The organism is Xanthomonas euroxanthea (assembly GCF_903989455.1).
GTDB lineage: Bacteria > Pseudomonadota > Gammaproteobacteria > Xanthomonadales > Xanthomonadaceae > Xanthomonas > Xanthomonas euroxanthea.
The window spans coordinates 3,839,692-3,862,439 of record NZ_LR861803.1 but is presented as its reverse complement, the minus strand read 5'-3'; the positions used below and the strand labels follow the sequence as shown (position 1 = coordinate 3,862,439).

21 protein-coding genes are annotated in these 22,748 nt (G+C 67.4%); 12 read left to right on the top strand and 9 right to left on the bottom strand.

The features are described from left to right. Positions 1–36: 36 nt before the first annotated feature. From H7A86_RS16120 to rph, 8 genes are all read right to left on the bottom strand, one after another. Positions 37–435: an XVIPCD domain-containing protein gene (locus H7A86_RS16120; protein WP_115677336.1), complete on the bottom strand. Its 399-nt coding sequence runs from the start codon at positions 433–435 to the stop codon at positions 37–39. Between the two features lie 28 nt (positions 436–463). Then, complete coding sequence (gene pepQ / locus H7A86_RS16115) at positions 464–1,789, bottom strand: Xaa-Pro dipeptidase (protein ID WP_119131008.1); 1,326 nt, start codon at positions 1,787–1,789, stop codon at positions 464–466. Positions 1,790–1,854: 65 nt separating this feature from the next. After that, complete coding sequence (locus H7A86_RS16110) at positions 1,855–2,202, bottom strand: PilZ domain-containing protein (protein ID WP_104584744.1); 348 nt, start codon at positions 2,200–2,202, stop codon at positions 1,855–1,857. After that, positions 2,199–4,631, bottom strand: coding sequence for a DUF1631 domain-containing protein (locus tag H7A86_RS16105; protein WP_119131009.1), 2,433 nt, complete (start codon positions 4,629–4,631; stop codon positions 2,199–2,201). Before H7A86_RS16105 ends, H7A86_RS16110 begins: the two co-directional genes overlap by 4 nt. A 221-nt stretch (positions 4,632–4,852) precedes the next feature. After that, positions 4,853–6,010 (bottom strand): radical SAM family heme chaperone HemW, encoded by a 1,158-nt coding sequence (hemW, locus tag H7A86_RS16100; RefSeq protein ID WP_119131010.1) that lies wholly within the window; start codon positions 6,008–6,010, stop codon positions 4,853–4,855. Positions 6,011–6,026: 16 nt separating this feature from the next. Continuing rightward, a complete protein-coding gene (gene rdgB / locus H7A86_RS16095) occupies positions 6,027–6,626 on the bottom strand; it encodes an RdgB/HAM1 family non-canonical purine NTP pyrophosphatase (protein WP_180707918.1) in 600 nt (199 codons plus the stop codon). Next, entirely contained in the window at positions 6,623–7,015 is a 393-nt protein-coding gene (locus tag H7A86_RS16090; protein ID WP_119131012.1) for a VOC family protein, read from the bottom strand. The genes rdgB and H7A86_RS16090 overlap by 4 nt, the downstream gene beginning before the upstream one ends. After that, positions 7,012–7,737, bottom strand: a complete 726-nt coding sequence (gene rph / locus H7A86_RS16085) for a ribonuclease PH (protein WP_024938119.1) — start codon at positions 7,735–7,737, stop codon at positions 7,012–7,014. Before rph ends, H7A86_RS16090 begins: the two co-directional genes overlap by 4 nt. 109 nt (positions 7,738–7,846) lie before the next feature. Between rph and H7A86_RS16080 the strand changes: the two genes are divergently transcribed. The 4 genes from H7A86_RS16080 (at position 7,847) to H7A86_RS16065 (ending at position 12,196) form a co-directional block, all read left to right on the top strand. Further along, positions 7,847–8,707 (top strand): YicC/YloC family endoribonuclease, encoded by an 861-nt coding sequence (locus H7A86_RS16080; RefSeq protein WP_024938120.1) that lies wholly within the window; start codon positions 7,847–7,849, stop codon positions 8,705–8,707. Between the two features lie 151 nt (positions 8,708–8,858). Continuing rightward, the gene (gene gmk, locus H7A86_RS16075) at positions 8,859–9,470 is read left to right on the top strand and encodes a guanylate kinase (RefSeq protein WP_104584754.1); all 612 of its coding nucleotides are present in this window, start codon (positions 8,859–8,861) and stop codon (positions 9,468–9,470) included. 127 nt (positions 9,471–9,597) lie between these two features. Further along, entirely contained in the window at positions 9,598–9,897 is a 300-nt protein-coding gene (rpoZ, locus tag H7A86_RS16070; RefSeq protein ID WP_002812428.1) for a DNA-directed RNA polymerase subunit omega, read from the top strand. Between the two features lie 127 nt (positions 9,898–10,024). Beyond that, positions 10,025–12,196 (top strand): RelA/SpoT family protein, encoded by a 2,172-nt coding sequence (locus H7A86_RS16065; protein ID WP_104584756.1) that lies wholly within the window; start codon positions 10,025–10,027, stop codon positions 12,194–12,196. Positions 12,197–12,614: 418 nt separating this feature from the next. On the opposite strand, the gene H7A86_RS16060 is transcribed toward H7A86_RS16065, so the two are convergent. After that, the gene (locus H7A86_RS16060) at positions 12,615–13,484 is read right to left on the bottom strand and encodes a LysR family transcriptional regulator (protein ID WP_119131013.1); all 870 of its coding nucleotides are present in this window, start codon (positions 13,482–13,484) and stop codon (positions 12,615–12,617) included. A gap of 76 nt (positions 13,485–13,560) precedes the next feature. On the opposite strand from H7A86_RS16060, the gene H7A86_RS16055 reads away from it, so the two are divergent. The 8 genes from H7A86_RS16055 to H7A86_RS16020 all read left to right on the top strand — a co-directional run bounded on the left by H7A86_RS16055 (position 13,561) and on the right by H7A86_RS16020 (position 22,728). Further along, positions 13,561–13,713 carry a hypothetical protein gene (locus H7A86_RS16055; RefSeq protein WP_164741107.1) on the top strand — a complete coding sequence of 51 codons (153 nt, stop codon included), beginning with the start codon at positions 13,561–13,563 and terminating at the stop codon, positions 13,711–13,713. Between the two features lie 69 nt (positions 13,714–13,782). Continuing rightward, positions 13,783–14,700, top strand: coding sequence for a 5-dehydro-4-deoxyglucarate dehydratase (gene kdgD / locus H7A86_RS16050; RefSeq protein WP_119131014.1), 918 nt, complete (start codon positions 13,783–13,785; stop codon positions 14,698–14,700). Beyond that, on the top strand, positions 14,700–16,280 hold the full coding sequence (locus H7A86_RS16045; RefSeq protein WP_119131015.1) for an aldehyde dehydrogenase (NADP(+)): 1,581 nt from the start codon (positions 14,700–14,702) through the stop codon (positions 16,278–16,280). Before kdgD ends, H7A86_RS16045 begins: the two co-directional genes overlap by 1 nt. 115 nt (positions 16,281–16,395) lie before the next feature. Continuing rightward, positions 16,396–17,790, top strand: coding sequence for an MFS transporter (locus H7A86_RS16040; protein WP_321186569.1), 1,395 nt, complete (start codon positions 16,396–16,398; stop codon positions 17,788–17,790). A gap of 19 nt (positions 17,791–17,809) precedes the next feature. Further along, complete coding sequence (gene gudD, locus H7A86_RS16035; protein WP_119131016.1) at positions 17,810–19,165, top strand: glucarate dehydratase; 1,356 nt, start codon at positions 17,810–17,812, stop codon at positions 19,163–19,165. A gap of 76 nt (positions 19,166–19,241) precedes the next feature. Continuing rightward, positions 19,242–20,513 carry an OprD family porin gene (locus H7A86_RS16030; protein ID WP_119131017.1) on the top strand — a complete coding sequence of 424 codons (1,272 nt, stop codon included), beginning with the start codon at positions 19,242–19,244 and terminating at the stop codon, positions 20,511–20,513. Between the two features lie 38 nt (positions 20,514–20,551). Beyond that, positions 20,552–22,093, top strand: a complete 1,542-nt coding sequence (gene garD, locus H7A86_RS16025; RefSeq protein ID WP_119131018.1) for a galactarate dehydratase — start codon at positions 20,552–20,554, stop codon at positions 22,091–22,093. 254 nt (positions 22,094–22,347) lie between these two features. Beyond that, a complete protein-coding gene (locus tag H7A86_RS16020) occupies positions 22,348–22,728 on the top strand; it encodes a RidA family protein (protein ID WP_119131019.1) in 381 nt (126 codons plus the stop codon). Positions 22,729–22,748 lie beyond the last annotated feature (20 nt).

The window sequence follows — 22,748 nt, the reverse complement described above, 5'->3', positions numbered from 1 at the left end:
GGCATGCCGCGCCGGGCCGTCTGTTGCGAGGCCGTGCTATTGACTGAGCTGCGGTGTCTGGGTGCGCTCGGGCTGCTGGACCTGCTCGCTCGATGCGGAAAGCTGCTGCGCGCGCGCGAACGACTGCTCTTCCGGCGTGCGCAATGCCTGCTCGGTCTTCATATGCGCGCGCAGATGCGCCGGGTTGGCCGGATCGCCCTGCACCACGAAGACGTTTTCGCCGCCGTGCACGCCGCGATGGTTGGCCTCGCTCATCAGCACGTGGTCCACGCGCGACAGGCCGCCTTCCTTGGCCAGTGGCAGCAGCGCTGCGCTGAGCCGGTCACTGGTCTGGTCGGGTGCGCGTCCATGTGCCGCATCGATTGCATGCACGCCGCGCTGGATCTGCTGGTACATCGGGTGGTCGGGATGCGAGGGTTGACGTGGATCGTGCATGGCAATGCTCCGTGCTGTGCAAAATGACTCAGGGGGCGGCAAACACCGGGCGGGTCAGGTTTTCAGCGGCGCCATCGGTGCATACCACCTCGTCTTCGATGCGGATGCCGCCGTAGGGTGTGAACTGCGCAACGCGCGCCCAGTCGATGCTGGCGGCGTGGCCGTTTTTCTTCACTTCGTCCAGCAACATGTCGATGAAGTACACGCCCGGTTCGATGGTGACCACCATGCCCGGTTCCAGCACGCGGGTCAGGCGCAGATACGGGTGGCCGTCCGGGCGTTCGATGCGCCCGCCGCGGTCACTGGCCGCAAAACCAGCCACGTCGTGCACCTGCAGGCCGATCAGATGGCCCAGGCCGTGCGGGAAGAACGCGGCGCTGACGCCGGTGGCGAGCGCAGCTTCCGGCGACACGGTGAGGATGCCGAAGTCCTTGAGGATGCCCATCAAAGCCAGGTGCGCATCCACATGCAGTTGCTTGTAATCCACCCCGGCGCGCACGTTCTGGCCCATACGGATCTGCGCGGCATCGACCGCATCGATCAGCGCCTGGAATTCGCTGCCGGGGTCGGCGGCATAGGTGCGGGTGATGTCGCTGGCATAGCCGTAGGCCGACGCGCCGGCATCGATCAGGAAGCTGCGCAGCGGCTGCGGCGGCTGCTGGCCGAGCTCGGTGTAGTGCAGCACTGCACCGTGTTCGTTGAGCGCGATGATGTTGCCGTACGGCAGCTCGGTGGCGTCCTGGCCGACGGCGGCACAATAGGCCATGTGGATGCCGAATTCGCTTTGGCCGGCGCGGAAGGCCGCTTCGGCCGCACGATGGCCGCGTACCGCCAGTTGCTGGGCGATGCGCAGCAACGCCAGTTCGTAGGGCGTCTTGAAGGCGCGCTGATACTCCAGGTAATCGAGTACCGGCTGCGGATTGTTCGGCACATAGGCACCGAGCGCGCTCTGCGCCTCGCCCAGGATGGCGCAACGTTCGATCTGCCTGGGCAGCAGCGCCACTGCCTGGTCCGGGGTGCGGATGATGTGGATGTCGCAGTGTTCGACCCACCAGCCACTGGGGGCGTCGGGCACCACATGCCAATAGTCCAATGGCTGGCAAAAGATCAGCGTCGGGCGCTTGCCCGGGGTGTAGATCAGCCAGCTGTCGGGCACCCGCGTCAGCGGCACCCAGGCCTTGAACTGCGGATTGACCGCGTACGGGTAATCGCGGTCGTCGAACACCTGGTAATGCAGGCTGCCGCTGGGCACGACCAGGTGGTCGAAGCCGCCGCGTTGCAGCGCCTCGTCGGCGCGCGCGGTCAGCGTGCGCAGGTGGTCGGAATACAGGTGGCTCAAGGACGGCTGGGGCATGCGGGACTCGATCGGCAATGCAAAGACAGGGCGCGATTTTGCCGTAATCGTGGTGATGCTGTCCTTCAGCCCAGCATGTGTTCTTCGGCGATCCAGGCGCGCAGGCGTTGGCGATGCGGCTCGGACATGGTCAGGAAGCGGAAGCCGGCCCAGGCCTGTCCGGGTGCGTGCGCGGCTTCGGTCCACAACAGATGCACGCCGACGTCGATCTCGGTGGCGCGGCCGATGCGCTCGGGCAGGCTGAAGCGCAACTGATACAGGGCATCGTCCTGCAGCGGAACCGAGGCCAGCAGCAGCATGCCGGTTTCCGAGACATTGCCCACCCGGCCGATCTGCGCCTCGCTGAGCATGTCGGTCACCGGTACCAGGTCCGACGGCTGGCGGCGCGGTGCGCGGCGGGTGTCCTGGATCATCGGGTGGCCTCGGCAGCGGGCGACTGGCCGGCCAGGCTGCGCAGCGTGCGCACGGTGGCATGCCAGGCGCGGTCGATCAGGCGCGATTTCTCTTCGACCAGCAGGCGTGCCTGGCCACCAGCCATCAGCCGCGACAGGCCATCAAGCGAGTGCTCGCCGACCTTCTGTCCGCGCTGATTGACGAACAACGCGTTGTCGGTCATCGGGCTATACCAGGACAGCCGTTGCCGGCGCAGGTCGCCCTGCTGGTTGATGACGAATTCGAACCAGCTGCCGAACGGCAGGCTGCGCAGCTGCACGTAGCACGCCTCCTCGGCTGGCGAACGCGCGGTGGCGATATCCCTGCGCGGCGCGCTGTCGCCCTGGTCACCCAGCCGCGTGCGCGTCTTGAGCCTGGCGGTGAGTTCGGTGCGCGAGGTCATCTCGTCCTCGCCACCGGGCGTGGACAGGCGCCGCGCGATCGCCGCCGCTTCATCGTGGTGGTAGCCAACCTGCAGCAGCGCGGTGTCGATCTCGGTGCCGAGCGCGATGTCGGCGGGTTGCCCCTTGCTGCGGCAGGTGACTTCGGCAATGCGCGTGGTCAGCGCCTGACGCTCGTCCCATTCGGGCGACTGCTCGCCCTGGCGCAGCAGCGTCAGCGTCAGCACGTCCGACCAGGCCTGACGCAGCAGCGCCTGCACGAAGCGCGGCGGGGCGCTCTGCTCGCACAGTTGCTCGATGCGCGCCTCGGCCTGCTGCTTGGCCGACTCCAGCCGCTCCTTGCCGCGCGCCGCATCCACATGGCGCCGCTCGGCGACCTCGGCCTTGCGGGCCAGCGTGCGCAGATGCGTCTGGATCTCGTCGTTGGCCGCGGCGAACACGGCCTCGTCGCCCTGATAGTCGGTGACGATCCTGTCCACCGCACTGTCCAGCTTGTGCAGCAGCTGCGGGTCGACATCGTCCTCGCCCAGCCAGACCGCGCCGGACTCGGCCACGGTGTTGAGCAATTCGCGCACCGGGTGCTGGTCGCGCACGAAGAAATGCGTATCGGCCAACGCCGCGCGCACCACCGGGACCTGCAATTTGGCGAGCAGGGCCTGCGCCGGGGTCTGCGGGCGGACCTCGCGTTGCATCTGCGCGTAGAGCAGGCCGAGCAGATCGAAGGTGTCGGTGTCCTGCGGCGACAGCGCAGCCTCGGGGCCGTGTTGGGCCCGCAGCAACGCCAGCACCTGGCGCTGCACCGCATCGATGCCGGCAGGCTGCGGCGATGCCGCCGCCTGCGCCGCCAGCGCGCCCTGCAGGCTGGCCAGTGCGTCGCTGAGGGCGGCTTTGGGCACGGCCGTGGAGGCACGCTGGGACGATGCTTTCTCAGGTGTTGCCTGCGCGCCTGTCGCAGGCGCTGTGCCGTGCTGTGCAGCGTCTTGAGTCGCCGCTGCGCCGACCTCGCCGGCCGCCTGCGACTGCCGCGCCGACGCCATCAGGCCGCCCAGCGCCAGCACTGCATCGCCCAGTGCAGGTGTCGCCTGCTCACCGTAGGTGGCCGTTGCCAGTGTCATCGGAACAGCGGGCGGATCCAGCAAGGCGCTCTGCCATGGTGTCGGTGCGGATTGCCCGCTCCAGCCGGTTGCAGGTCGCCCGCTGCGCGGCAGCATCGCGCGCCCACTGGTGGCCGCAGCATCCATCGCTGCGGTGGCTGATGCAGGCGTGGCGCGCCGGGTCTGCACCTGGGTGGGTTTGACCAGATACGGGTGATAGATCAGTCCCGGCAGGATGCCTTCCTGCGCGAGTGCGCCGTTGGCACGCTCGTACAGATCGTTCAAACGCTCGATCACCTGACGCTCGAACACGCGGTAGAGCGTCAGCTGCCCATCCAGGCTCAGTCCCAGCGTTTGGCCGCACTGGCGCAGCACGCGGCATACGGCATACGGGCCCAGCGGCACGGCTTCCAGTTCGAATTCGGGCACCGCGCCGATCACCGCCAATCGCTGCGCCAGCAATTGCAGCGCATCGGCGCGACGGGAGGTCTCGCGGCGGGCAATCTCGCTGAGCACGATATCGCGGTCGATATCGGTGTCTTCCACCAGGGTGAGCATCTGCGGATGCGCTTGCGCTGATGCGTCGGCTGCCGGCGTCAGCGACGGGCGATCGCGCAGCGTGGCCAGGTCCTGCGCCAGCTGCTGCAGGAACGCCTGCGGAAACAGATCGATGTGATCGCGTAGGCCGCGCATCTGTGCATAGGCTTCGGCCTGGATCTGGCTGCTGCGTGCATGCTCGGCCTGATGCAGCAGCTCACGTTCCAGCTCCACGACGGTCAGCCGCAGCGGCCCGCTGAGCGCCTGCACGCAATGGGCGTGCAGCGCGGCAAGCAGGTGCCGCCCGCGCACGGAAACCGGCGCATCGGCGATCGGACCGCTGGGCGTGTGCTGCAGGGAAAAGGCGGGAGTGGACATCCGTGAAGGCGGGCTCGGTGCGAGGCGTGCGTTATGTAGCATGTTTTCCCATCGGTCAGCGACCGCGCGGCTGCGAGACGTGCCTGGCAAGATCCGGTCGCCACTCTGACGCGGACGGCGCGCATGGCACGACTCGCTGGATCTGCGCGCCAGTGCTGCCGCGTGCGCTACCGATCATGGCGCGGCGTGCTGGCTGCTGTGCCGCGCCGCGATCGCCGCGATTAGGCCAGGAACAGCTCGACCACGTCATTGGTGAAGCGGCGGCCCAGTTCGGTCGGCACCACGCGTCCGTCCTGCGCGGTCATCCAGCCTTGCGCAATCGCGCGCGCCACCGGCAGCTCGATGACCGACGCGGCAAGGCCGGTGGAGACTTCGAAGTCGCGCAGCGCGAAGCCCTCGTGCAGGCGCAGCAGGTTGAGCATGTATTCGAACGGCAGCCGCTCGCGCGGCACGATCTCGTCGCCGCCAATCGATGCCGTGCTGCCGGCGCTGGCCAGGTAACTCTGCGGGTGCTTGTGCTTCCAGCGTCGCAACACATGCTGTTCGGCACCGGAGCTGATCTTGCCGTGCGCGCCGGCGCCGATGCCCAGATAATCGCCGAAGCGCCAGTAATTGAGGTTGTGCGCGCACTGCCGCCCGGGCCTGGCGTAGGCGCTCACCTCATACTGCGCATAGCCGGCCTCGGCCAGCAGGCGCTGGCAATGTTCCTGGATATCCCAGGCCGCATCGTCGTCGGGAATGCCCTTGGGCGGCCGCGCGAAGAACACCGTGTTCGGCTCCAGCGTGAGCTGGTAATGCGACAGATGGGTGGGCTGCAACGCGAACGCGCGCTCGAGATCGTGCTCGGCCTGCGCCAGGGTCTGCTCGGGCAGCGCGTACATCAGGTCGATATTGAAATTGTCGTAGCCGGCATCCTGCGCCAGCGTGATTGCACGCTCGGCCTGGGCACTGTCGTGGATGCGACCGAGCCGCTGCAGCGCCACATCGTCGAAGGTCTGCACACCGAAGCTCAGCCGGTTCACCCCGGCGGCGCGATAGCCATCGAAGCGGCCATGCTCGGCGGTGCCTGGATTGGTTTCCAGGGTGATTTCCAGATTCGGCGCAAAGCGCAGCCGCGCGGCGGCGGCCTGCAGGAAGCGGTCGATCGCCTCGGGCGGGAACAGGCTCGGGGTGCCGCCGCCGAAGAACACCGAATGCACCACGCGACCCCACACCAGCGGCAGGTCCGCATCCAGGTCGCGGATCAACGCATCCACATAGTCTTCGAATGGCAGCACGCCCTTGGCCGCATGCGAATTGAAGTCGCAGTACGGGCACTTGCGCACGCACCAGGGCAGGTGCACGTACAGCGACAGCGGCGGTGGAATCAGGTCGGGCACTGCATCAGGCCATGGTTCACAGCGACAGGGCGTGCAGCTTGTGCTGCAACGTGGCCAATGCCACCGCACGGTGACTCAGCCGGTTCTTCAACGCGGCATCCATTTCCGCAGCGGTCAGGCCATGCACCGGGTCCAGAAACACCGGGTTGTAGCCGAAGCCGCCCGTGCCGCGCGGTTCGGTAGTGATTACCCCTTCCCAGCTGCCTTCGGCGATCAGCGGTTGCGGATCTTCCGGGTGACGCAGCAGCACGATCACCGCGTAGAACCGCGCGCTGCGGCGCTCGGCCGGCACCTCACGCAGGGCATCGAGCAACTTGGCGTTGTTGGCCTGTGCATCGGTCGGGCTGCCGGCGTAGCGCGCGCTGTACAGGCCGGGTGCGCCGCCGAGGGCATCGACGATCAGGCCGGAGTCGTCGGCCAGGGCGGGCAGGCCGGTGACCGCGCTGGCATGGCGCGCCTTGATCAAGGCGTTCTCGACGAAGGTCAGGCCGGTTTCCGGCACGTCCTCCACACCGAGCTCGCCTTGCGCCACGATGCGCAGCGGCAGGTCGGCGAGCATGGCGCGCAGTTCTTCCAGCTTGCCGGCGTTGCCGCTGGCCAGGACCAGGTGTTTCATTGCTTGGGCTCCAGCAGGTCCCACTTGGTACCGTACAGGTCGCGGAACACCACGACCGTGCCGTACGGTTCCTCGCGCGGGGTTTCCAGGAATTGCACGCCGAACGCCTGCATTGCCGCGTGGTCGCGCCAGAAGTCGTCGGTGTAGAGAAAATGATCCACCCGCCCACCGGTCTGGTCGCCGATACGCGCGCGCTGGGCGTCGTCGCCCGGCTGCGCGAGCAGCAGCGCGGCCTCCTGTGCGCCGCCCGGGCCGATCACCACCCAGCGCTTGCCATCGTCCAGCGGGCGGTCCTGCAGCACCTGGAACCCCAGCGCGCCGGTGTACCAGGCGATCGCCGCATCGTAGTCGGCGACCAGCAAGGTGGTCAGGGCAATGCGTCGGCTCATCCGGCCAGCGCAGCGCGTTGCAGGGCGAACAATTCGCTCATGCCTTGTTCGGCGAGGGCGAGCAGCGCGTTGAGTTCGTCGCGGCGGAAGGCGTGGCCTTCGGCGGTGCCCTGCAGCTCGATGAAGCCGCCGCCGTCGTTCATCACCACATTCATGTCGGTGTCGCAGTCGCTGTCTTCGGGGTAGTCCAGATCCAGCACCGGCTCGCCGCGATAGATGCCCACCGACACCGCGGCCACGGCGCCGATCAGCGGATGCTTCTTGATGTCGCCGCGCTTGAGCAGCAGGTTCACCGCATCGGCCAGCGCCACGTAGGCGCCGGTGATCGCGGCGGTGCGGGTGCCGCCATCGGCCTGCAGCACGTCGCAGTCCAGGGTGATGGTGCGTTCGCCCAGGGCATTGCGATCCACGCAGGCGCGCAGTGCGCGGCCGATCAGGCGCTGGATTTCCAGCGTGCGCCCGCCCTGCTTGCCGCGCGCGGCTTCGCGATCGGACCGGGTATGGGTGGAGCGCGGCAGCATGCCGTATTCGGCGGTCACCCAGCCTTCGCCCTTGCCGCGCAGGAACCCGGGCACGCGGTTTTCCACGCTGGCGGTGCACAGCACGCGGGTGTCGCCGAAGCTGACCAGCACCGAGCCTTCGGCGTGACGGGTGAAGGCGCGTTCGATGCGCACCGGGCGCAGCTGGTCGGCCGTGCGGCCGCTGGGACGGGAAAAGGTCATGCGATGAGTCCGGAAGTCGGGAGGTGGGTCTGGGGCGGCGCGTGGCGGGGCGGTCAGCCAGCGCGGGCCGCTAGGGTACCATTCGCGCTTTGAAGGTACGGGACTGACGATGATTCGAAGCATGACCGCGTTTGCGGGTGGCGAACGCATCACGCCCTGGGGCACGCTCGGTTGCGAGCTGCGCTCGGTCAACCATCGGTTTCTGGAAGTGGGCGTGCGCCTGCCCGAAGAACTGCGTGCGCTGGAGCCGCTGCTGCGCGAGCGCGTGGCGGCGAAGAACAGCCGCGGCAAGCTGGATCTGGCGCTGCGCCTGCGCGCGCCGGACAACGCGCAGACCCTGGCCGTCAACGAATCGCTGCTGCAGGAACTGGGCGCCCTGGCCACCCGCCTTGACGGGATGTTCCCCAAGCTGCAGGTGGGCTTCACCGATCTGCTGCAGCTGCCCGGGGTGCTGCAGGTGCAGGACGTGGACGCACCGGCGTTGCAGGCCCAGGCCCTGGCATTGCTGGACGAGGTGGTGGACAGTTTCGTGGCCGCGCGCGAGCGCGAAGGCGGCAAGCTGGCCGACGCGATCAGCGAGCGGGTCGATGCGATCGAACGCATCGCCGCCGAGGTGCGTACGCTGATTCCCGTCATCCGCGAAGGTCAGCGCGCCAAGCTGGCCGCACGCCTGGCCGATCTGCCGCATCCGGTGGACCCGGGCCGCGCCGAACAGGAACTGGTGCTGTGGCTGCAGAAGCTGGACGTGGACGAAGAGCTCGACCGCCTGTCCAGCCACATCGCCGAGATCCGCCGCGTGCTCCGGCAGCGCGAGCCGGTCGGCCGCCGCCTGGATTTCCTGCTGCAGGAATTCAACCGCGAAGCCAATACGCTCGGCTCCAAGTCGGTGGACAGCCGCACCTCCAACGCCGCCGTGGATCTGAAGGTGCTGATCGACCAGATCCGCGAGCAGGTGCAGAACATCGAATAGCCGGGAGTGGTGATTGGGGATTCGGGATTGGTCGAGGGCCATCCCGGGTTTCAGCGGGGCGCGGCCAATACCGGTAGCATATCGACCCCGGTGGTACCGGTCCGCAGCCCGTTTGCGAATCCCGACTCCCCAAGCCCGAATCCCTGACCCTATGCGCGGCACTCTCTATATCGTTGCGGCCCCTTCCGGCGCCGGCAAGAGCAGCATCGTCAACGCCACCCTGGCGCGTGATCCCAAGATCGCCTTGTCGATCTCGTTCACCTCGCGCGCGCCGCGGCCGGGCGAGCGGCATGCCGAGCACTACCATTTCGTCTCCGCCGACGAGTTCCAGGGCATGATCGAGGCGGGCGACTTCTTCGAGTATGCGCTGGTGCACGGCGACTGGAAGGGCACCGCGCGCCAATCGGTGGAGCCCCAGCTGGCCGCCGGGCACGACGTGCTGCTGGAGATCGACTGGCAGGGCGCGCGCCAGGTGCGCCAGAAGGTGCCCGACGCGGTCAGCGTGTTCATCCTGCCGCCGTCGCGCCAGGCGCTGGACGAGCGCATGCGCAAGCGCGGCCAGGACAGCGAGGACGTGATGGCGCAGCGCCTGGCTGCCGCCCGCGAAGAGATGCTGCACTTCGAGGAATTCGATTACGTCATCATCAACGAGACGTTCGAGACGGCTGTCTCGGAGATGTGTGCGATCTTCACCGCCAGCCGGCTGCGCCGGCAGGCGCAACAGCAGCGGCATGCGGAGCTGATCCGGGCCCTGCTGGACTGAGCGGCTCAAACCCCTGATTCCAAAGGAAACTGAATAGGCCCAGGTTGCCGTGACGGCGGCCGGGGCGTACACTCCTCCCCCTTTCCCTCATTCGATGCGCGGCCGTTGCTGGTCGCCGGGAGCCCGCATGGCCCGCATTACCGTAGAAGATTGCCTGGAAGTCGTGAACAACCGTTTCGAGCTGGTCATGATGGCGTCCAAGCGCGCCCGTCAGCTCGCCAACGGCGTGCAGCCGTTGATTGAAAATGCCGACGCCAGCGACAAGCCCACCGTGATGGCACTGCGCGAAATCGCCGCACGCCGGATCGACAACGCACTGATCGACGAGGTCGAGAAGGCCGAGCGCGAGCGTGCCGAGCGCGAAGCGCTGGAGTGGGCCGCTGCCGAAGTCGTCGCCGACGAAGACATGTCCAAGAACGACGATTGATCGTCCGCATCGCTGTGATCGATCTGAACAGCCCGCCACGTGCGGGCTGTTTCCGTTTCAGGCCCGCGTTGCTGTGTACAGCGTGCAAACGTTTGCCGTGACTGCGTTGCTGGCATAGTCTTCCGGCATGAACCCAGGCCCCACTGCCCAGGCGACCGTCGTGACGTCTCCGTCTTCCGACCAGGCCATCCCCGACTACGTCCTGCACCTCGAACGCGCGGCCAGCTACCTTCCCAAGGAGCAGCTGCCGATCCTGCGCCGTGCCTGGGAAGTGGGCGCCAGCGCGCATGCCGGCCAGACCCGCAAGTCGGGCGAGCCCTACATCACCCATCCGGTTGCGGTGGCAGGCGTGCTCGCCGAGCTCGGCCTGGACATGGAATCGCTGATCGCCGCGATCCTGCACGACACCATCGAAGACACCCCGCTGACCCGCGAAGAGCTGGCCTCGGAATTCGGCGAGGCGGTGGCCGAGCTGGTCGATGGCGTCACCAAGCTGGACAAGCTCAAGTTCCGCGACCGCCAGGAAGCGGCGGCGGAAAGCTTCCGCAAGATGCTGCTGGCGATGTCGCGCGACCTGCGCGTGATCATGATCAAGCTGGCCGACCGCCTGCACAACATGCGCACCCTGGGCGCGCAGAGCAGCGAAGCGCGCGGCCGCATCGCGCGCGAAACGCTGGAGATCTACGCGCCGATCGCCCAGCGCCTGGGCATGAGCCTGATCAAGTCCGAGCTGCAGAACCTGGGCTTCCGCGCGCTGTATCCGTGGCGTCACGCCATCATCGAAAAACATATCCGCAGCCAGCCGGTGGTGCGGCGCGAATCGATGGCGCAGGTGGAGGTGCAGCTGTCGCAGCGGCTGGCCAAGGAAGGGCTGGAACATCGCCTGGTCAGCCGCATCAAGACGCCCTGGAGCATCTATTCCAAGATGCACGAAGAGAACAAGTCCTTCGACCAGGTGATGGATGTGTTCGGCTTCCGCCTGGTGGTGCGCTCGGTGGCCGACTGCTATCACGCGCTGGGCGCGGTGCATGCCACCTTCAAGCCGCTGGACGGGCGCTTCCGCGATTTCATCGCCATTCCCAAGGCCAATGGCTATCAGTCGCTGCACACCGTGTTGTTCGGCCCGTACGGCTCGCCGATCGAGGTGCAGATCCGCACCGAGGAGATGGACCTGATCGCCGAACGCGGCGTGGCCGCGCACTGGACCTACAAGGTCGGCTCGGCCTCGCCCAACAGCGCGCAGAGCCGTGCGCACGACTGGATCGTGGAGCTGATCGATTCGCAGCGCGCCGCAGGCTCGTCGCTGGAGTTCCTGGACAACGTCAAGGTCGACCTGTTCCCGGACGAGGTCTACCTGTTCACGCCCAAGGGCAAGATCCTGGCGTTGCCGCGCAACTCCACCGCGCTGGATTTCGCCTATGCGGTGCACACCGACGTGGGCAACCGCGCGGTCGCCTCGCGGGTGGACAAGAAACTGGTGCCGCTGCGCACCAAGTTGGTCAGCGGCCAGGCGGTGGAGATCATCACCGCGCGCTCGGCCACGCCCAAGCCGCAGTGGCTGGAGTTCGTGGTCAGCAGCAAGGCGCGTACCGCGATCCGCCACCAGCTCAAGCAACTCGAACACGAAGATGCCGTGCAGCTCGGCCACCGCATGCTCGATCGCGCGCTGGAAGCGATGGACAGCTCGCTGGAACGCTTGCCCAAGGGGCGCCTGGATGCCTTCCTCACCGAGCATCGCTATCCACGCCTGGAAGCGCTGCTGGCCGATGTGGCGCTGGGCAACTGGATGCCGACCCAGGCCGCGCAGGCGCTGATGGCCTACGCCGAATTGCGCGGTGGCGGCCACTCCAAGCATTCGCACGAAAAGATCCTGATCGACGGCAGCGAGCGTGGCGTGATCAGCTTCGCCAACTGTTGCCAGCCGATTCCCGGCGACGAAATCATGGGCTACCACACCGCCGGCAAGGGCATCGTGGTGCACCGCCTGGATTGCCCGAACCTGGCCGAGCTGCGCAAGTCGCCCGAGCGCTGGGTGCCGATCGACTGGGATTCCAGCGTCAGTGGCGACTACGACACCGCCCTGATCGTCGAGGTGGAAAACCGCACCGGCGTGCTGGCCCAGCTGGCCGCGGCGATCGCGCAAAGCCAGTCCAATATCGAGCGGGTGGATTACCTGGACCGCGACTTCAACGCCGCGGTGCTGCGCTTCAACATCCAGGTGCGCGACCGCCGCCATCTGGCCGAGGTGATGCGCCGGCTGCGGCGGCTGCATGTGGTGCAGAGCGTGGGGCGGCAGTAGGCGTCCAGGGGCGTGCCCGGGGGCCGGCCTCCCGGATCGGTTCGCGGCGAAGGCGCTGCGCTTTTCTCTCTGCGGCGTAGCGCCCTGCAGGGCGGGTGAAACGGTTGATGCGGCGCAGTGCTGGCATCGTGAGTTGTACTGCAGGCGCCGCGGCGGAAGCGCTGCTTGCCCGCCACGGCGGGGACTGTGTGTGCCTGGCGGTTGTTCGATGCGATGTCTGCGCTCGGCATGTCATGCCCGCTGTTACGGCGCTGCGCGGTGTTCGTTAGACGTGGATGGCATGCACCGCACCCGCCCTCAGGACACTCCGGCGTGCGCGTGTCGGCCAACCTCGACGCCGAAGCTCTTGGAGCAGGTGTCGCTGTGTGACTGCGGCGAGCAGTCCTGCTTGAATCGCGCAGGCGCAGGTTCGCCGTGCTCAGACAATCAATCGGCGCAGCGCCGGATTGTCGTTGTCCTGCTTCCATACCAGATGCAATTCCACCGGCGTGGCAGGCGCCTCATCGCGCAGCGGCAGGTACACGATGCCGGCATAGCGCAGGCCGCTGGCCCCCTCGGGTACCAGCGCCATGCCCATGCCGCCGCGCACCAGCGCCAGCACCGAGTGGATCTGGCTGACGTATTGCACCGAGCGTGGCGCGATGCCGCGGCTGCCGAACAGCTGCGCCAGCAGGTCGTAGAAGTAGCGCGCCTCGTCCGGGGCGTAGTTGACCAGCGGCTGCCCATCGAAGTCCTGCAGGCACAAGCTGCTCCGCTGTGCCAGCGGCGAGTCCTCGGGCAGCGCGGCGATCAACGGCTCGCGCGCCACGCAACGACTGTGCAGGCTGGGGCGCTGGATCGGCGGGCGTAGCAGGCCGATGTCCAGCCGCCCCGCGTCCAGCGCATCCAGCTGCGCCAGGCTGACCATTTCCTTGAGCTGCAGGTCCACATCCGGTGCCTGCCTGCGCCAGCGCGCGATGGCTTCGGGCAGGAAGCGGTAGCTGGCGCCGGCGGTGAAGCCCACCGATACGCTGCCGGCATCGCCGGTACCGATCCGGCGCGCGCGCAGGCCGGCGTTCTCGGCCATGCGCAGGATCGCGCGCGCTTCTGCCAGCAGGCTGCGCCCTGCCTGGGTGAGCCGCACATGCCGGCTGTTGCGCTCCAACAATGCGGTACCCACGCTGTGCTCCAGCAGCTGGATCTGGCGGCTCAATGGCGGCTGGGTCATGTTCAGGCGCTCGGCCGCGCGACGGAAGTGCAGTTCGTCGGCCACCGCGACGAAGCAGCGCAACTGGGGCAGGTCGAACATGGTGGCAGTCCCTTTGGGTGGGGAGTGGGGGCGAATTCGATGCTGCACGTGCAACATCGCGACGCGCGGGGCCGGGATGAATACGGCACAGGCGCCGCAGGCGGCTGCAACGAACGCGAGCATCCGCCGCGATGACGGCTACGAAAAATCGTTGCAAAGCAGCGATTTGCAGCACTTTCGCACCATCCATGCCGTGATTGATTCAATTTCCATATCAAACAATACGTAATTTGGTTTGGACCAGCAATGATCTGCGTTCCTAGGATCAGCCCATCCCCCGCCTAGGAGCGTTTGTCCGATGAGCAGCAGATATACCCCGTCCGAAATGGCCCAGGCGCTTGGCGCCGGGTTGCTGTCGTTTCCGGTCACCCATTTCGATGCCGATCTGGCGTTTGACGAGCCGGCCTATCGCGCCAACCTGGACTGGCTGTCCTCCCACCCGGCGGCCGGGCTGTTCGCCGCAGGCGGGACCGGCGAGCTGTTTTCGCTGACCCTGGACGAGGTCAACCGCGCCGTGCGTGCCGCGGTGACCCAGACCGCCGGGCGCATGCCGGTGATCGCGCCGGCCGGCTACGGCACCGCGATCGCGACCGAAATGGCGCAGGCGGCCGAACGCAGCGACGCCGACGGCATCCTGCTGTTTCCGCCATACCTGACCGAGTGCGATGCCGACGGCGTGGCCGAGCATGTCGAACGCGTCTGCAAGGCGACCTCACTGGGCGTGATCGTCTATGGCCGCGCCAACGCCAGGCTCGACGATGTGACCCTGGCGCGCGTGGCCGAACGCTGCCCCAACCTGGTGGGCTACAAGGACGGCATCGGCGACGTGGATCGCATGACCCGCATCTACGCACGGCTGGGCGACCGGCTGCTGTACGTGGGCGGCCTGCCCACCGCCGAAACCTTTGCGCTGCCATATCTGGAAATGGGCGTCACCACCTATTCGTCGGCCATCTTCAACTTCCTCCCCGAATGGGCGCTGGCGTTCTATGCCGCAGTGCGCGCCCGCGACCACGCCACCATCTACCGCGAGCTCAACGACTTCGTACTGCCGTACACGGTGTTGCGCAACCGGCGCGCCGGCTATGCGGTGTCCATCGTCAAGGCCGGCATGCGTGCGGTGGGCCGCCCGGCCGGGCCGGTGCGCTCGCCCTTGGCCGACCTGACCGAGGCCGAATTTGCGCACCTCAAGCAACTGATCGGAGGGCGCCGCTAATGCATGCCATCCAGGGTGAATCGCTGATCGGGCAGCGCTGTGTGCAAGGCACCGGTGCGCCATTCCAGGGCGTGGATGCGGCCAGCGGCGCGTCGTTGCAGCCAGCGTTCGGCTCGGTAAGCGTGCAGGATCTGGAACAGGCCTGTGCGCTGGCGCACGCGGCCTTCGATATCTATCGCGACACACCGCTGGAAGCGCGCGCCGGCTTTCTGGAGACCATCGCCGAGCAGATCCTGGCGCTGGGCGATACGCTGATTGAACGCGCGATGCGCGAAAGCGGCTTGCCACGGGCACGCCTGGAAGGTGAACGCGGACGCACCGTGGGGCAGTTGCGGTTATTTGCCAACGTGGTGCGCGAAGGCAGCTGGCTGCAGGCCCGCATCGACCCCGCCATGCCGCAGCGCACGCCGTTGCCGCGCGCGGACCTGCGCCAGCGCCATATCGCGCTGGGGCCGGTGGCGGTGTTCGGCGCCAGCAACTTTCCGCTGGCGTTCTCGGTGGCCGGCGGCGATACCGCTTCGGCCCTGGCGGCCGGCTGCCCGGTGGTGGTCAAGGCGCATGGCGCGCATCCAGGCACTTCCGAACTGGTCGGCCGCGCGATCCAGGCCGCGGTGGCGCAGTGCGGCCTGCCGGAAGGGGTGTTCTCGCTGCTGTTCGATGCGGGAATCGAGATTGGCGCGCAGCTGGTGGCCGATGCGCGCATCAAGGCGGTGGGCTTCACCGGCTCGCGTGCCGGCGGCATGGCGCTGGTCAAGATTGCCGCGGCACGCCGCGAACCGATTCCGGTGTATGCGGAGATGAGCGCGATCAATCCGGTGTATCTGTTGCCGCAGGCGCTGCAGGCACGCGCGTCCGACCTGGGTAAGGCCTTCGTCGGCTCGCTCACCCTGGGTGCGGGACAGTTCTGCACCAACCCCGGCCTGCTGCTGGCGATCGATTCGCCGGCGCTGGACGCCTTCATCGCCTCCGCAACGCAAACGCTGCAGGAAGTCTCACCGGCGCCGATGCTCACCGCAGGCATCGGCCAGGCGTACGCGCAAGGCGTGCAACGGTTGGGTGCGCATCCGCGAGTGGCCACGCTGGCGCGTGGCGCGGCGGCGAACACGGGGCGTTGCCCGGCGGCGTTGTTCGGTACCGATGCCGATGCCTTCCTGGCCGACGAAGCGCTGCAAGCCGAGGTGTTCGGCGCCTCGTCGCTGCTGGTGCGCTGCAAGGACATCACCCAGTTGCGCGCATTGAGCGAACAGCTGGAGGGCCAGCTCACCGCCACCTTGCACATGGACGACGGCGATACCGAGCTGGCGGCCGCGCTGCTGCCGGTGCTGGAGCGCAAGGCCGGCCGCATCCTGGTCAACGACTGGCCCACCGGCGTGGAGGTCTGCCACGCGATGGTGCATGGCGGCCCGTTCCCGGCCACGTCCGACAGCCGCAGCACCTCGGTGGGCACGCTGGCGATCGACCGCTTCCTGCGACCGGTCTGCTACCAGGATTTGCCGGCGGCGCTGTTGCCGGCGGCCGTGGCGCACGGCAATCCGCTGGGCCTATGGCGGCGCGTGGACGGCGCACTGGGCCACGACTGACCGCCCCGCTCGCAACGTTGCCTGAGGCGTGCCGGAGGAGGGTCCGGCACGCCAATCGCAGGCCCACTCGAAGTACCGAAGCGCAGTGCGCTTCCATCGTCATAGGTGAGGAACGATGATGGCTATCGATTCAAAAACGGTCGGTTCAACGGCAATCGGCGCAGCGGCGGTTCCGCGCAGGCGTTACCTGATCCTGCTGATGTTGTTCGTGGTGACCACGATCAACTACGCCGATCGCGCCACCCTGTCCATTGCCAGTTCCGCGGTCCAGGATGCACTGGGCATCGACGCGCTGCAGATGGGTTTCATCTTTTCCGCGTTCGGCTGGGCGTATGTGGCCGGGCAGATTCCCGGCGGCTGGTTGCTCGATCGCTTCGGCTCGCGCCACGTGTACGGGCTGTCGCTGCTGGTCTGGTCATTGTTCACCGCGCTGCAGGGCTTCATCGGCTGGGTGCCGATGGCCTGGGCGGTGACCACGCTATTCGTGCTGCGCTTTCTGGTGGGCATTGCCGAAGCCCCCTCGTTTCCCGGCAACAGCCGCATCGTCGCGGCCTGGTTTCCCACCGCCGAGCGTGGCCTGGCCGCGTCCATCTTCAACTCCGCGCAGTACTTCGCCACGGTGGCGTTTGCGCCGCTGATGGGCTGGCTGGTGCATGCCTGGGGGTGGGAGCATGTCTTCCTGGTGATGGGCGGCGTGGGTGTGCTGCTGGCGTTGCTGTGGCGCAAGACCATCTATGCGCCACGCGAACACCCGCGCCTGTCTGCGCAGGAGCTGGACTACATCCAGCGCAATGGCGCGCTGGTGGACATGGAGCAGGGCAACAGGCCAGGCAGCCAGCCCAGGGGCGCGCAATGGCATTACGCCAAGCAACTGCTGCGCAACCGCATGCTGCTGGGGGTGTATATCGGCCAGTACTGCATCACCACGCTGACCTATTTCTTCCTGACCTGGTTCCCGGTGTACCTGGTGAAGGAACGCGGCATGTCGATCCTGGAAGCCGGCTTCGTGGCCTCGTTGCCGGCAGTGTGCGGCTTCGCCGGCGGCGTGCTCGGCGGTTATGTCTCCGACCGCATGGTGCGGCGTGGGTATTCGCTCACCGTCTCGCGCAAGACGCCGATCGTGGTCGGCATGCTGATGTCGGTGACGATGATCGGCTGCAACTATGTGCAGGCCGAATGGATGGTGGTGGGGTTGATGGCGCTGGCCTTCTTCGGCAAGGGCATCGGCGCTTTGGGCTGGGCGGTGGTCGCCGATACCTCGCCCAAGGAAATCGCCGGCCTGTCCGGCGGCCTGTTCAACACCTTCGGCAACATCGCCGGCATCACCACGCCGATCGTCATCGGCTACATCGTCTCCACCACCGGCAGCTTCGAGTGGGCGCTGGTCTTCGTCGGGCTCAATGCCCTGCTGGCGGTGGTGTCCTATCTGGCCGTGGTTGGCGACATCAAGCGCGTCGAACTGAAGGCGCCTCCGGGTGGCCCGGCCGCGCCTGTCACCGCACCGCGTTGATCGTCTTCGGAGACTCCTGATGACCATTCATACCTCAGCTGCAAACATCGGCACCACGCCGCGCATCACCGACATCCGCGTGGTGCCGGTCGCCGGCCAGGACAGCATGCTGCTCAATCTCAGTGGCGCGCATGCGCCGTACTTCACCCGCAACGTGCTGGTGTTGCGCGATTCGTCCGGACGCACCGGCGTGGGCGAGGTGCCTGGCGGCGCTGCCATCGCCGGTTTGTTGAACGAGGCGGCTGCGCTGATCCGCAACCGCTCCATCGCCGACTACCAACGCATCCTCAACCAGGTGCGCACCGCCTTTGCCGACCGCGACAGCGCCGGGCGTGGCCTGCAGACCTTCGATCTGCGCATCACCATCCATGCGGTGACCGCCATCGAGGCGGCGCTGCTGGATCTGCTGGGGCAGTTCCTGGACCAGCCGGTCGCCGCGCTGCTCGGCGAAGGCCAGCAGCGCGATGCGGTGGACGTGCTGGGCTATCTGTTCTTCATCGGCGACCGCCGCAAGACCGGCCTGAGTTACCGCGACGGCAGCGTTGCACGCAACGAGTGGGAAGCATTGCGCGACGAAGAAGCGTTGACGCCTGCGGCGGTGGTGCAGCTGGCCGAAGCGGCCTATGCGAAGTACGGCTTCCGCGATTTCAAGCTCAAGGGCGGCGTGCTGCGCGGCGAGGACGAGATCGAGGCGATCCACGCGTTGCACGCGCGCTTTCCGCAGGCGCGCATCACCCTCGATCCCAATGGGGCGTGGTCGCTGCAGCAGGCCATCGCGCTGTGCCGCGACATGCATGGCGTGCTGGCCTATGCCGAGGACCCTTGCGGTGCCGAGCAGGGCTATTCCGGCCGCGAGGTCATGGCCGAGTTCCGTCGTGCCACCGGCCTGCCCACCGCCACCAACATGATCGCCACCGACTGGCGCCAGATGGGCCATGCCATCCAGTTGCAGTCGGTGGACATCCCGCTGGCCGATCCGCATTTCTGGACCTTGCAGGGCTCGGTGCGGGTGGCGCAACTGTGCCGCGACTGGGGCCTGACCTGGGGCTCGCATTCCAACAACCACTTCGACATTTCACTGGCCATGTTCACCCATGTGGCCGCCGCCGCGCCCGGGCACATCACCGCCATCGATACGCACTGGATCTGGCAGGACGGCCAGCGCCTCACCCGCGCTCCGTTGCAGATTGCCGACGGCCAGATCCAGGTGCCGGCCAGGCCAGGGCTGGGCGTGGAGCTGGACATGGACGCGCTGGAGGCCGCGCATCGCACCTACCAGAGCCTGGGCCTGGGCGTGCGCGACGATGCGGCCGCCATGCAGGCGCTGATCCCCAACTGGACCTTCGACAACAAGCGGCCGTGCCTGGTGCGCTGAGGCGTCCCGATGCCTGCTGCCGGAGTGCCGGCCGCAGCGCATGGCGGCGCGTTCACCGCAGGTGGAGAACCGAGCAATGAAACGCATGATGGCAATCAGCGGCGCCGCGCTGCTGGCGGTCGGCGCGGCCGGGCGCGCGCGCGCGCAACACCCCGACGAGGGGTTCTGGCAGGGCGCCACCGCCGAGGTCACCGCGCTGAACTTCTACTACAACCGCGACTTCCGCAGTGGCGAAGGGCAGGGCAAGCGGGCCGAATGGGCGCAGGGCTTCGTGGTCGATGCCAGAAGCGGCTACACCCGCGGCCCGATCGGCGCGGGCCTGGACCTGCTGGGCATCGGCGATTTCAAGCTCGATGGCGTACGCGCCGAAGGCGGCACCGGCCTGCTGCCCAACGACGACGACGGCACCGCCCAGCATGCGCTGGTCCGGGTGGCGCCCACGCTCAAGCTGCGCGCCTCGCAGACCGAATTGAAATGGGGCAGCTTCATTCCCAACGAGCCGCTGGTGCGTGCCAGCATCACCCGCATCATGCCCGAGACGTTTCAGGGCGTGACGCTGGAATCCAAGGACATCCCGAAGCTCGACCTGCTGCTGGCCCGCTTCACCAGCGCCTGGTACCGCGACGGCGATTCGCGCGTGCCGATCACCCTGACCAACAAGAACCGCCGCTTCCTCGGTACCCCGGATTCGGATGCGTTCAATCTGGTGTCGGCCACCTACACGCTGGCCCCCGCTACCCAGCTGCGTTATCAAGGCGGGTTGATGGAGGACATCTACCGCCAGCAGCTCTACAACCTGATCCAGACCCACATGTTCGGCAAGGACCGCCTGCGCGTGGATCTGCGCTATTTCCGCACCGACGCCGTCGGCCAGTCGCGCGCCGGCCCGATCGACAACCGCATGTTCAGCAGCATGCTGTCCTGGCGCAGCGGCGGCCATGAATTCGGCGCCGGCTATCAGAGGCTGTCCGGGCCCAGCGCGATGCCCTGGCCGGGAGGTACCGATGGCAACGTCTTCAACTGGACCTTCATCAACGACTTTCTCGAACGCGGCGAGCGCAGCTGGCAGCTGCGCTACAGCATCGATGGCGACAGCATCGGCATCCCCGGCCTCAGCGTCATGGCGCGCTACATCAGCGGCGACGATGCACGGCCGGCCACCTATGCCGGCGAAGGCCGCGAGTGGGCGCGCGACGTGCTGACCACCTATCAATTCCAGGGCGAGCGCTTCAAGCACCTCAGCATCATCTGGTTCAACGGCACCTTTCGCTCCAACTACCAGCGCAATGTCGATGAAAATCGGTTGATCCTGCAGTACCGGCGCCAGTTCGACAGCCCCGACCGCTAATGCACTCCACCCCCAATGCCCTGCAAGGTAGCCCCCTGATGTCCGCAACCCAGCACGCCATGCCCTGGCTCAGCATCCGCGCCCATGCGCGCGACAATGTCGCCATTGTCGTCAACGATGGCGGCGCGCCCGCCGGCGCCACCTTCGCCGACGGTCTCACCGCCATCGAGCATATTCCGCAGGGCCACAAGATCGCCCTGGTGGACCTGCGCAAAGGCGCGGCGGTGATCCGCCTGGGCGCGGTCATCGGTACTGCCAACGCCGACATCCTGCGCGGCGCATGGGTGAGAGAGCAGCTGCTGGACATGCCGCAGGCCCCCGAGCTGACCACGCTGGATCTGTCGCTGCATCCGGCGCCGGAGCCCGAGCCGCTGGAGGGCTACACCTTCCAGGGCTACCGTAATCGCGATGGCAGCGTGGGCACGCGCAACATCCTGGGCATCATGACCAGCGTGCAGTGCGTGGTCGGCGTGCTTGAGCATGCGGTCGAGCGCATCCGCGCCGAGGTGCTGCCCAGGTATCCCCATGTCGACGATGTCGTGGCGGTCAATCACGTCTACGGCTGTGGCGTGGCAATCACCGCGCCGGAGGCCATCATTCCCATCCGCACGCTGCGCAATATCGCGCGCAGCCCCAACTTCGGCGGGCAGGCGCTGATCGTGGGCCTAGGTTGCGAGAAGCTCGCACCCGAGCGTCTGCTGCCCGACGACGCCACCGAGGACGACAGTGGCGTGTATCGCCTGCAGGAAGCCAGCCTGGGCTTTGCCGACATGGTGAGTTCGATCATGGCCATGGCCGAGGAACGGCTGCGCCATCTGGACCTGCGCCGCCGCGAAGCCGTGCCGGCCAGCGAACTGGTGGTGGGCATGCAATGCGGCGGCAGCGACGCGTTTTCCGGCGTCACCGCCAACCCAGGCCTGGGCGTGGCCGCCGACCTGCTGGTGCGTGCCGGCGCCACGGTGATGTTCTCGGAAAACACCGAAGTGCGCGATGGCATCCATCTACTGGTACCGCGCGCCGCCAATGCCGAGGTGGCCAAGGCGCTGGTGCGCGAAATGGCCTGGTACGACGGCTATCTGGCACGCGGCCAGGCCGACCGCAGCGCCAATACCACGCCGGGCAACAAGAAGGGCGGGCTGGCCAACATCGTGGAGAAGGCGATGGGCTCGATCGCCAAGTCCGGCTCGTCGGCGATCAACGGCGTGGTGCCGCCCGGTGAGCGGGTCAAGGGGCGTGGATTGCAGTACTGCGCCACGCCCGCCAGCGATTTTGTCTGCGGCACGCTGCAGGTGGCCGCCGGCATGAACCTGCATGTGTTCACGACCGGGCGCGGCACCCCGTACGGCCTGGGCATGGTACCGGTGATCAAGGTCGCCACCCGCAGCGAGCTGGCGCAGCGCTGGTCCGACCTGATGGATATCGACGCTGGCGGCGTGGCCACCGGGGCCAAGACGCTGGAGCAGCTGGGCTGGGAGCTGTTTCAGCGCTATCTGGACGTGGCCAGCGGCCAACGCACCTGGACCGAGCAGCATCGCCTGCACAATGACCTGGCCCTGTTCAACCCGGCGCCGATCACCTAGGGCGATTCCGTACCCTCACCCCAGCCCTCATGCCACGCCACGGCCCGGCCCGCGATGCGGGTGCTCGCGGGCGGGCGCGCCGGTGGCGTGCAATCCGTGCCTTCTCGCCCCGCGGCTTGGGGGCTTTCAACCCACCGGCTCGCGTCAGGCGCCGGCACCTGAGTCACCAAGCCGGTCCTGCGCCTTCACCAGTCGCTCCCCTGCCGCATGCGCCGATACAATGCGCGCTTGTTTTCAGTGTTGACGGAGTTCCCATGTCCCAGATCATCCATACCGATCAGGCGCCTGCCGCCATCGGTCCGTATTCCCAGGCCGTGCGCGCCGGCAACACCGTGTATTTCTCCGGGCAGATCCCGCTGGACCCGGCCACCGGCGAGATCGTGCCCGGCGACATCGGCGCGCAGGCACGCCGCGCGTTCGACAACCTCAAGGCAGTTGCGGAGGCGGCCGGCGGCTCGCTCGACAGGATCGTGCGGCTGGGCCTGTACCTCACCGATCTGGGCCAGTTCGCCGCCGTCAATGTGGTGATGCAGGAGTATTTCCAGGCGCCGTTCCCCGCGCGTTCGACCATCGAGGTCTCCGGCCTGCCCAAGGGCGCCGGCTTCGAGGTCGATGCGGTGATGGTGCTCGACTGATCCAGCTCGGCTGACCCGAG

Excerpts from the sequence above, each read along its gene's own strand:
- H7A86_RS16030 (WP_119131017.1), top strand. The coding sequence starts at position 19,242 with ATGAAACGCATGATGGCAATCAGCGGCGCCGCGCTGCTGGCGGTCGGC.
- H7A86_RS16110 (WP_104584744.1), bottom strand. The coding sequence starts at position 2,202 with ATGATCCAGGACACCCGCCGCGCACCGCGCCGCCAGCCGTCGGACCTG.
- gmk (WP_104584754.1), top strand. The coding sequence starts at position 8,859 with ATGCGCGGCACTCTCTATATCGTTGCGGCCCCTTCCGGCGCCGGCAAG.
- garD (WP_119131018.1), top strand. The coding sequence starts at position 20,552 with ATGTCCGCAACCCAGCACGCCATGCCCTGGCTCAGCATCCGCGCCCAT.
- kdgD (WP_119131014.1), top strand. The coding sequence starts at position 13,783 with ATGAGCAGCAGATATACCCCGTCCGAAATGGCCCAGGCGCTTGGCGCC.
- H7A86_RS16090 (WP_119131012.1), bottom strand. The coding sequence starts at position 7,015 with ATGAGCCGACGCATTGCCCTGACCACCTTGCTGGTCGCCGACTACGAT.
- rph (WP_024938119.1), bottom strand. The coding sequence starts at position 7,737 with ATGACCTTTTCCCGTCCCAGCGGCCGCACGGCCGACCAGCTGCGCCCG.
- H7A86_RS16045 (WP_119131015.1), top strand. The coding sequence starts at position 14,700 with ATGCATGCCATCCAGGGTGAATCGCTGATCGGGCAGCGCTGTGTGCAA.
- rpoZ (WP_002812428.1), top strand. The coding sequence starts at position 9,598 with ATGGCCCGCATTACCGTAGAAGATTGCCTGGAAGTCGTGAACAACCGT.
- H7A86_RS16105 (WP_119131009.1), bottom strand. The coding sequence starts at position 4,631 with ATGTCCACTCCCGCCTTTTCCCTGCAGCACACGCCCAGCGGTCCGATC.
- H7A86_RS16055 (WP_164741107.1), top strand. The coding sequence starts at position 13,561 with ATGAATACGGCACAGGCGCCGCAGGCGGCTGCAACGAACGCGAGCATC.
- H7A86_RS16020 (WP_119131019.1), top strand. The coding sequence starts at position 22,348 with ATGTCCCAGATCATCCATACCGATCAGGCGCCTGCCGCCATCGGTCCG.
- H7A86_RS16040 (WP_321186569.1), top strand. The coding sequence starts at position 16,396 with ATGATGGCTATCGATTCAAAAACGGTCGGTTCAACGGCAATCGGCGCA.
- gudD (WP_119131016.1), top strand. The coding sequence starts at position 17,810 with ATGACCATTCATACCTCAGCTGCAAACATCGGCACCACGCCGCGCATC.
- H7A86_RS16060 (WP_119131013.1), bottom strand. The coding sequence starts at position 13,484 with ATGTTCGACCTGCCCCAGTTGCGCTGCTTCGTCGCGGTGGCCGACGAA.
- rdgB (WP_180707918.1), bottom strand. The coding sequence starts at position 6,626 with ATGAAACACCTGGTCCTGGCCAGCGGCAACGCCGGCAAGCTGGAAGAA.
- H7A86_RS16120 (WP_115677336.1), bottom strand. The coding sequence starts at position 435 with ATGCACGATCCACGTCAACCCTCGCATCCCGACCACCCGATGTACCAG.
- H7A86_RS16080 (WP_024938120.1), top strand. The coding sequence starts at position 7,847 with ATGATTCGAAGCATGACCGCGTTTGCGGGTGGCGAACGCATCACGCCC.
- pepQ (WP_119131008.1), bottom strand. The coding sequence starts at position 1,789 with ATGCCCCAGCCGTCCTTGAGCCACCTGTATTCCGACCACCTGCGCACG.
- H7A86_RS16065 (WP_104584756.1), top strand. The coding sequence starts at position 10,025 with ATGAACCCAGGCCCCACTGCCCAGGCGACCGTCGTGACGTCTCCGTCT.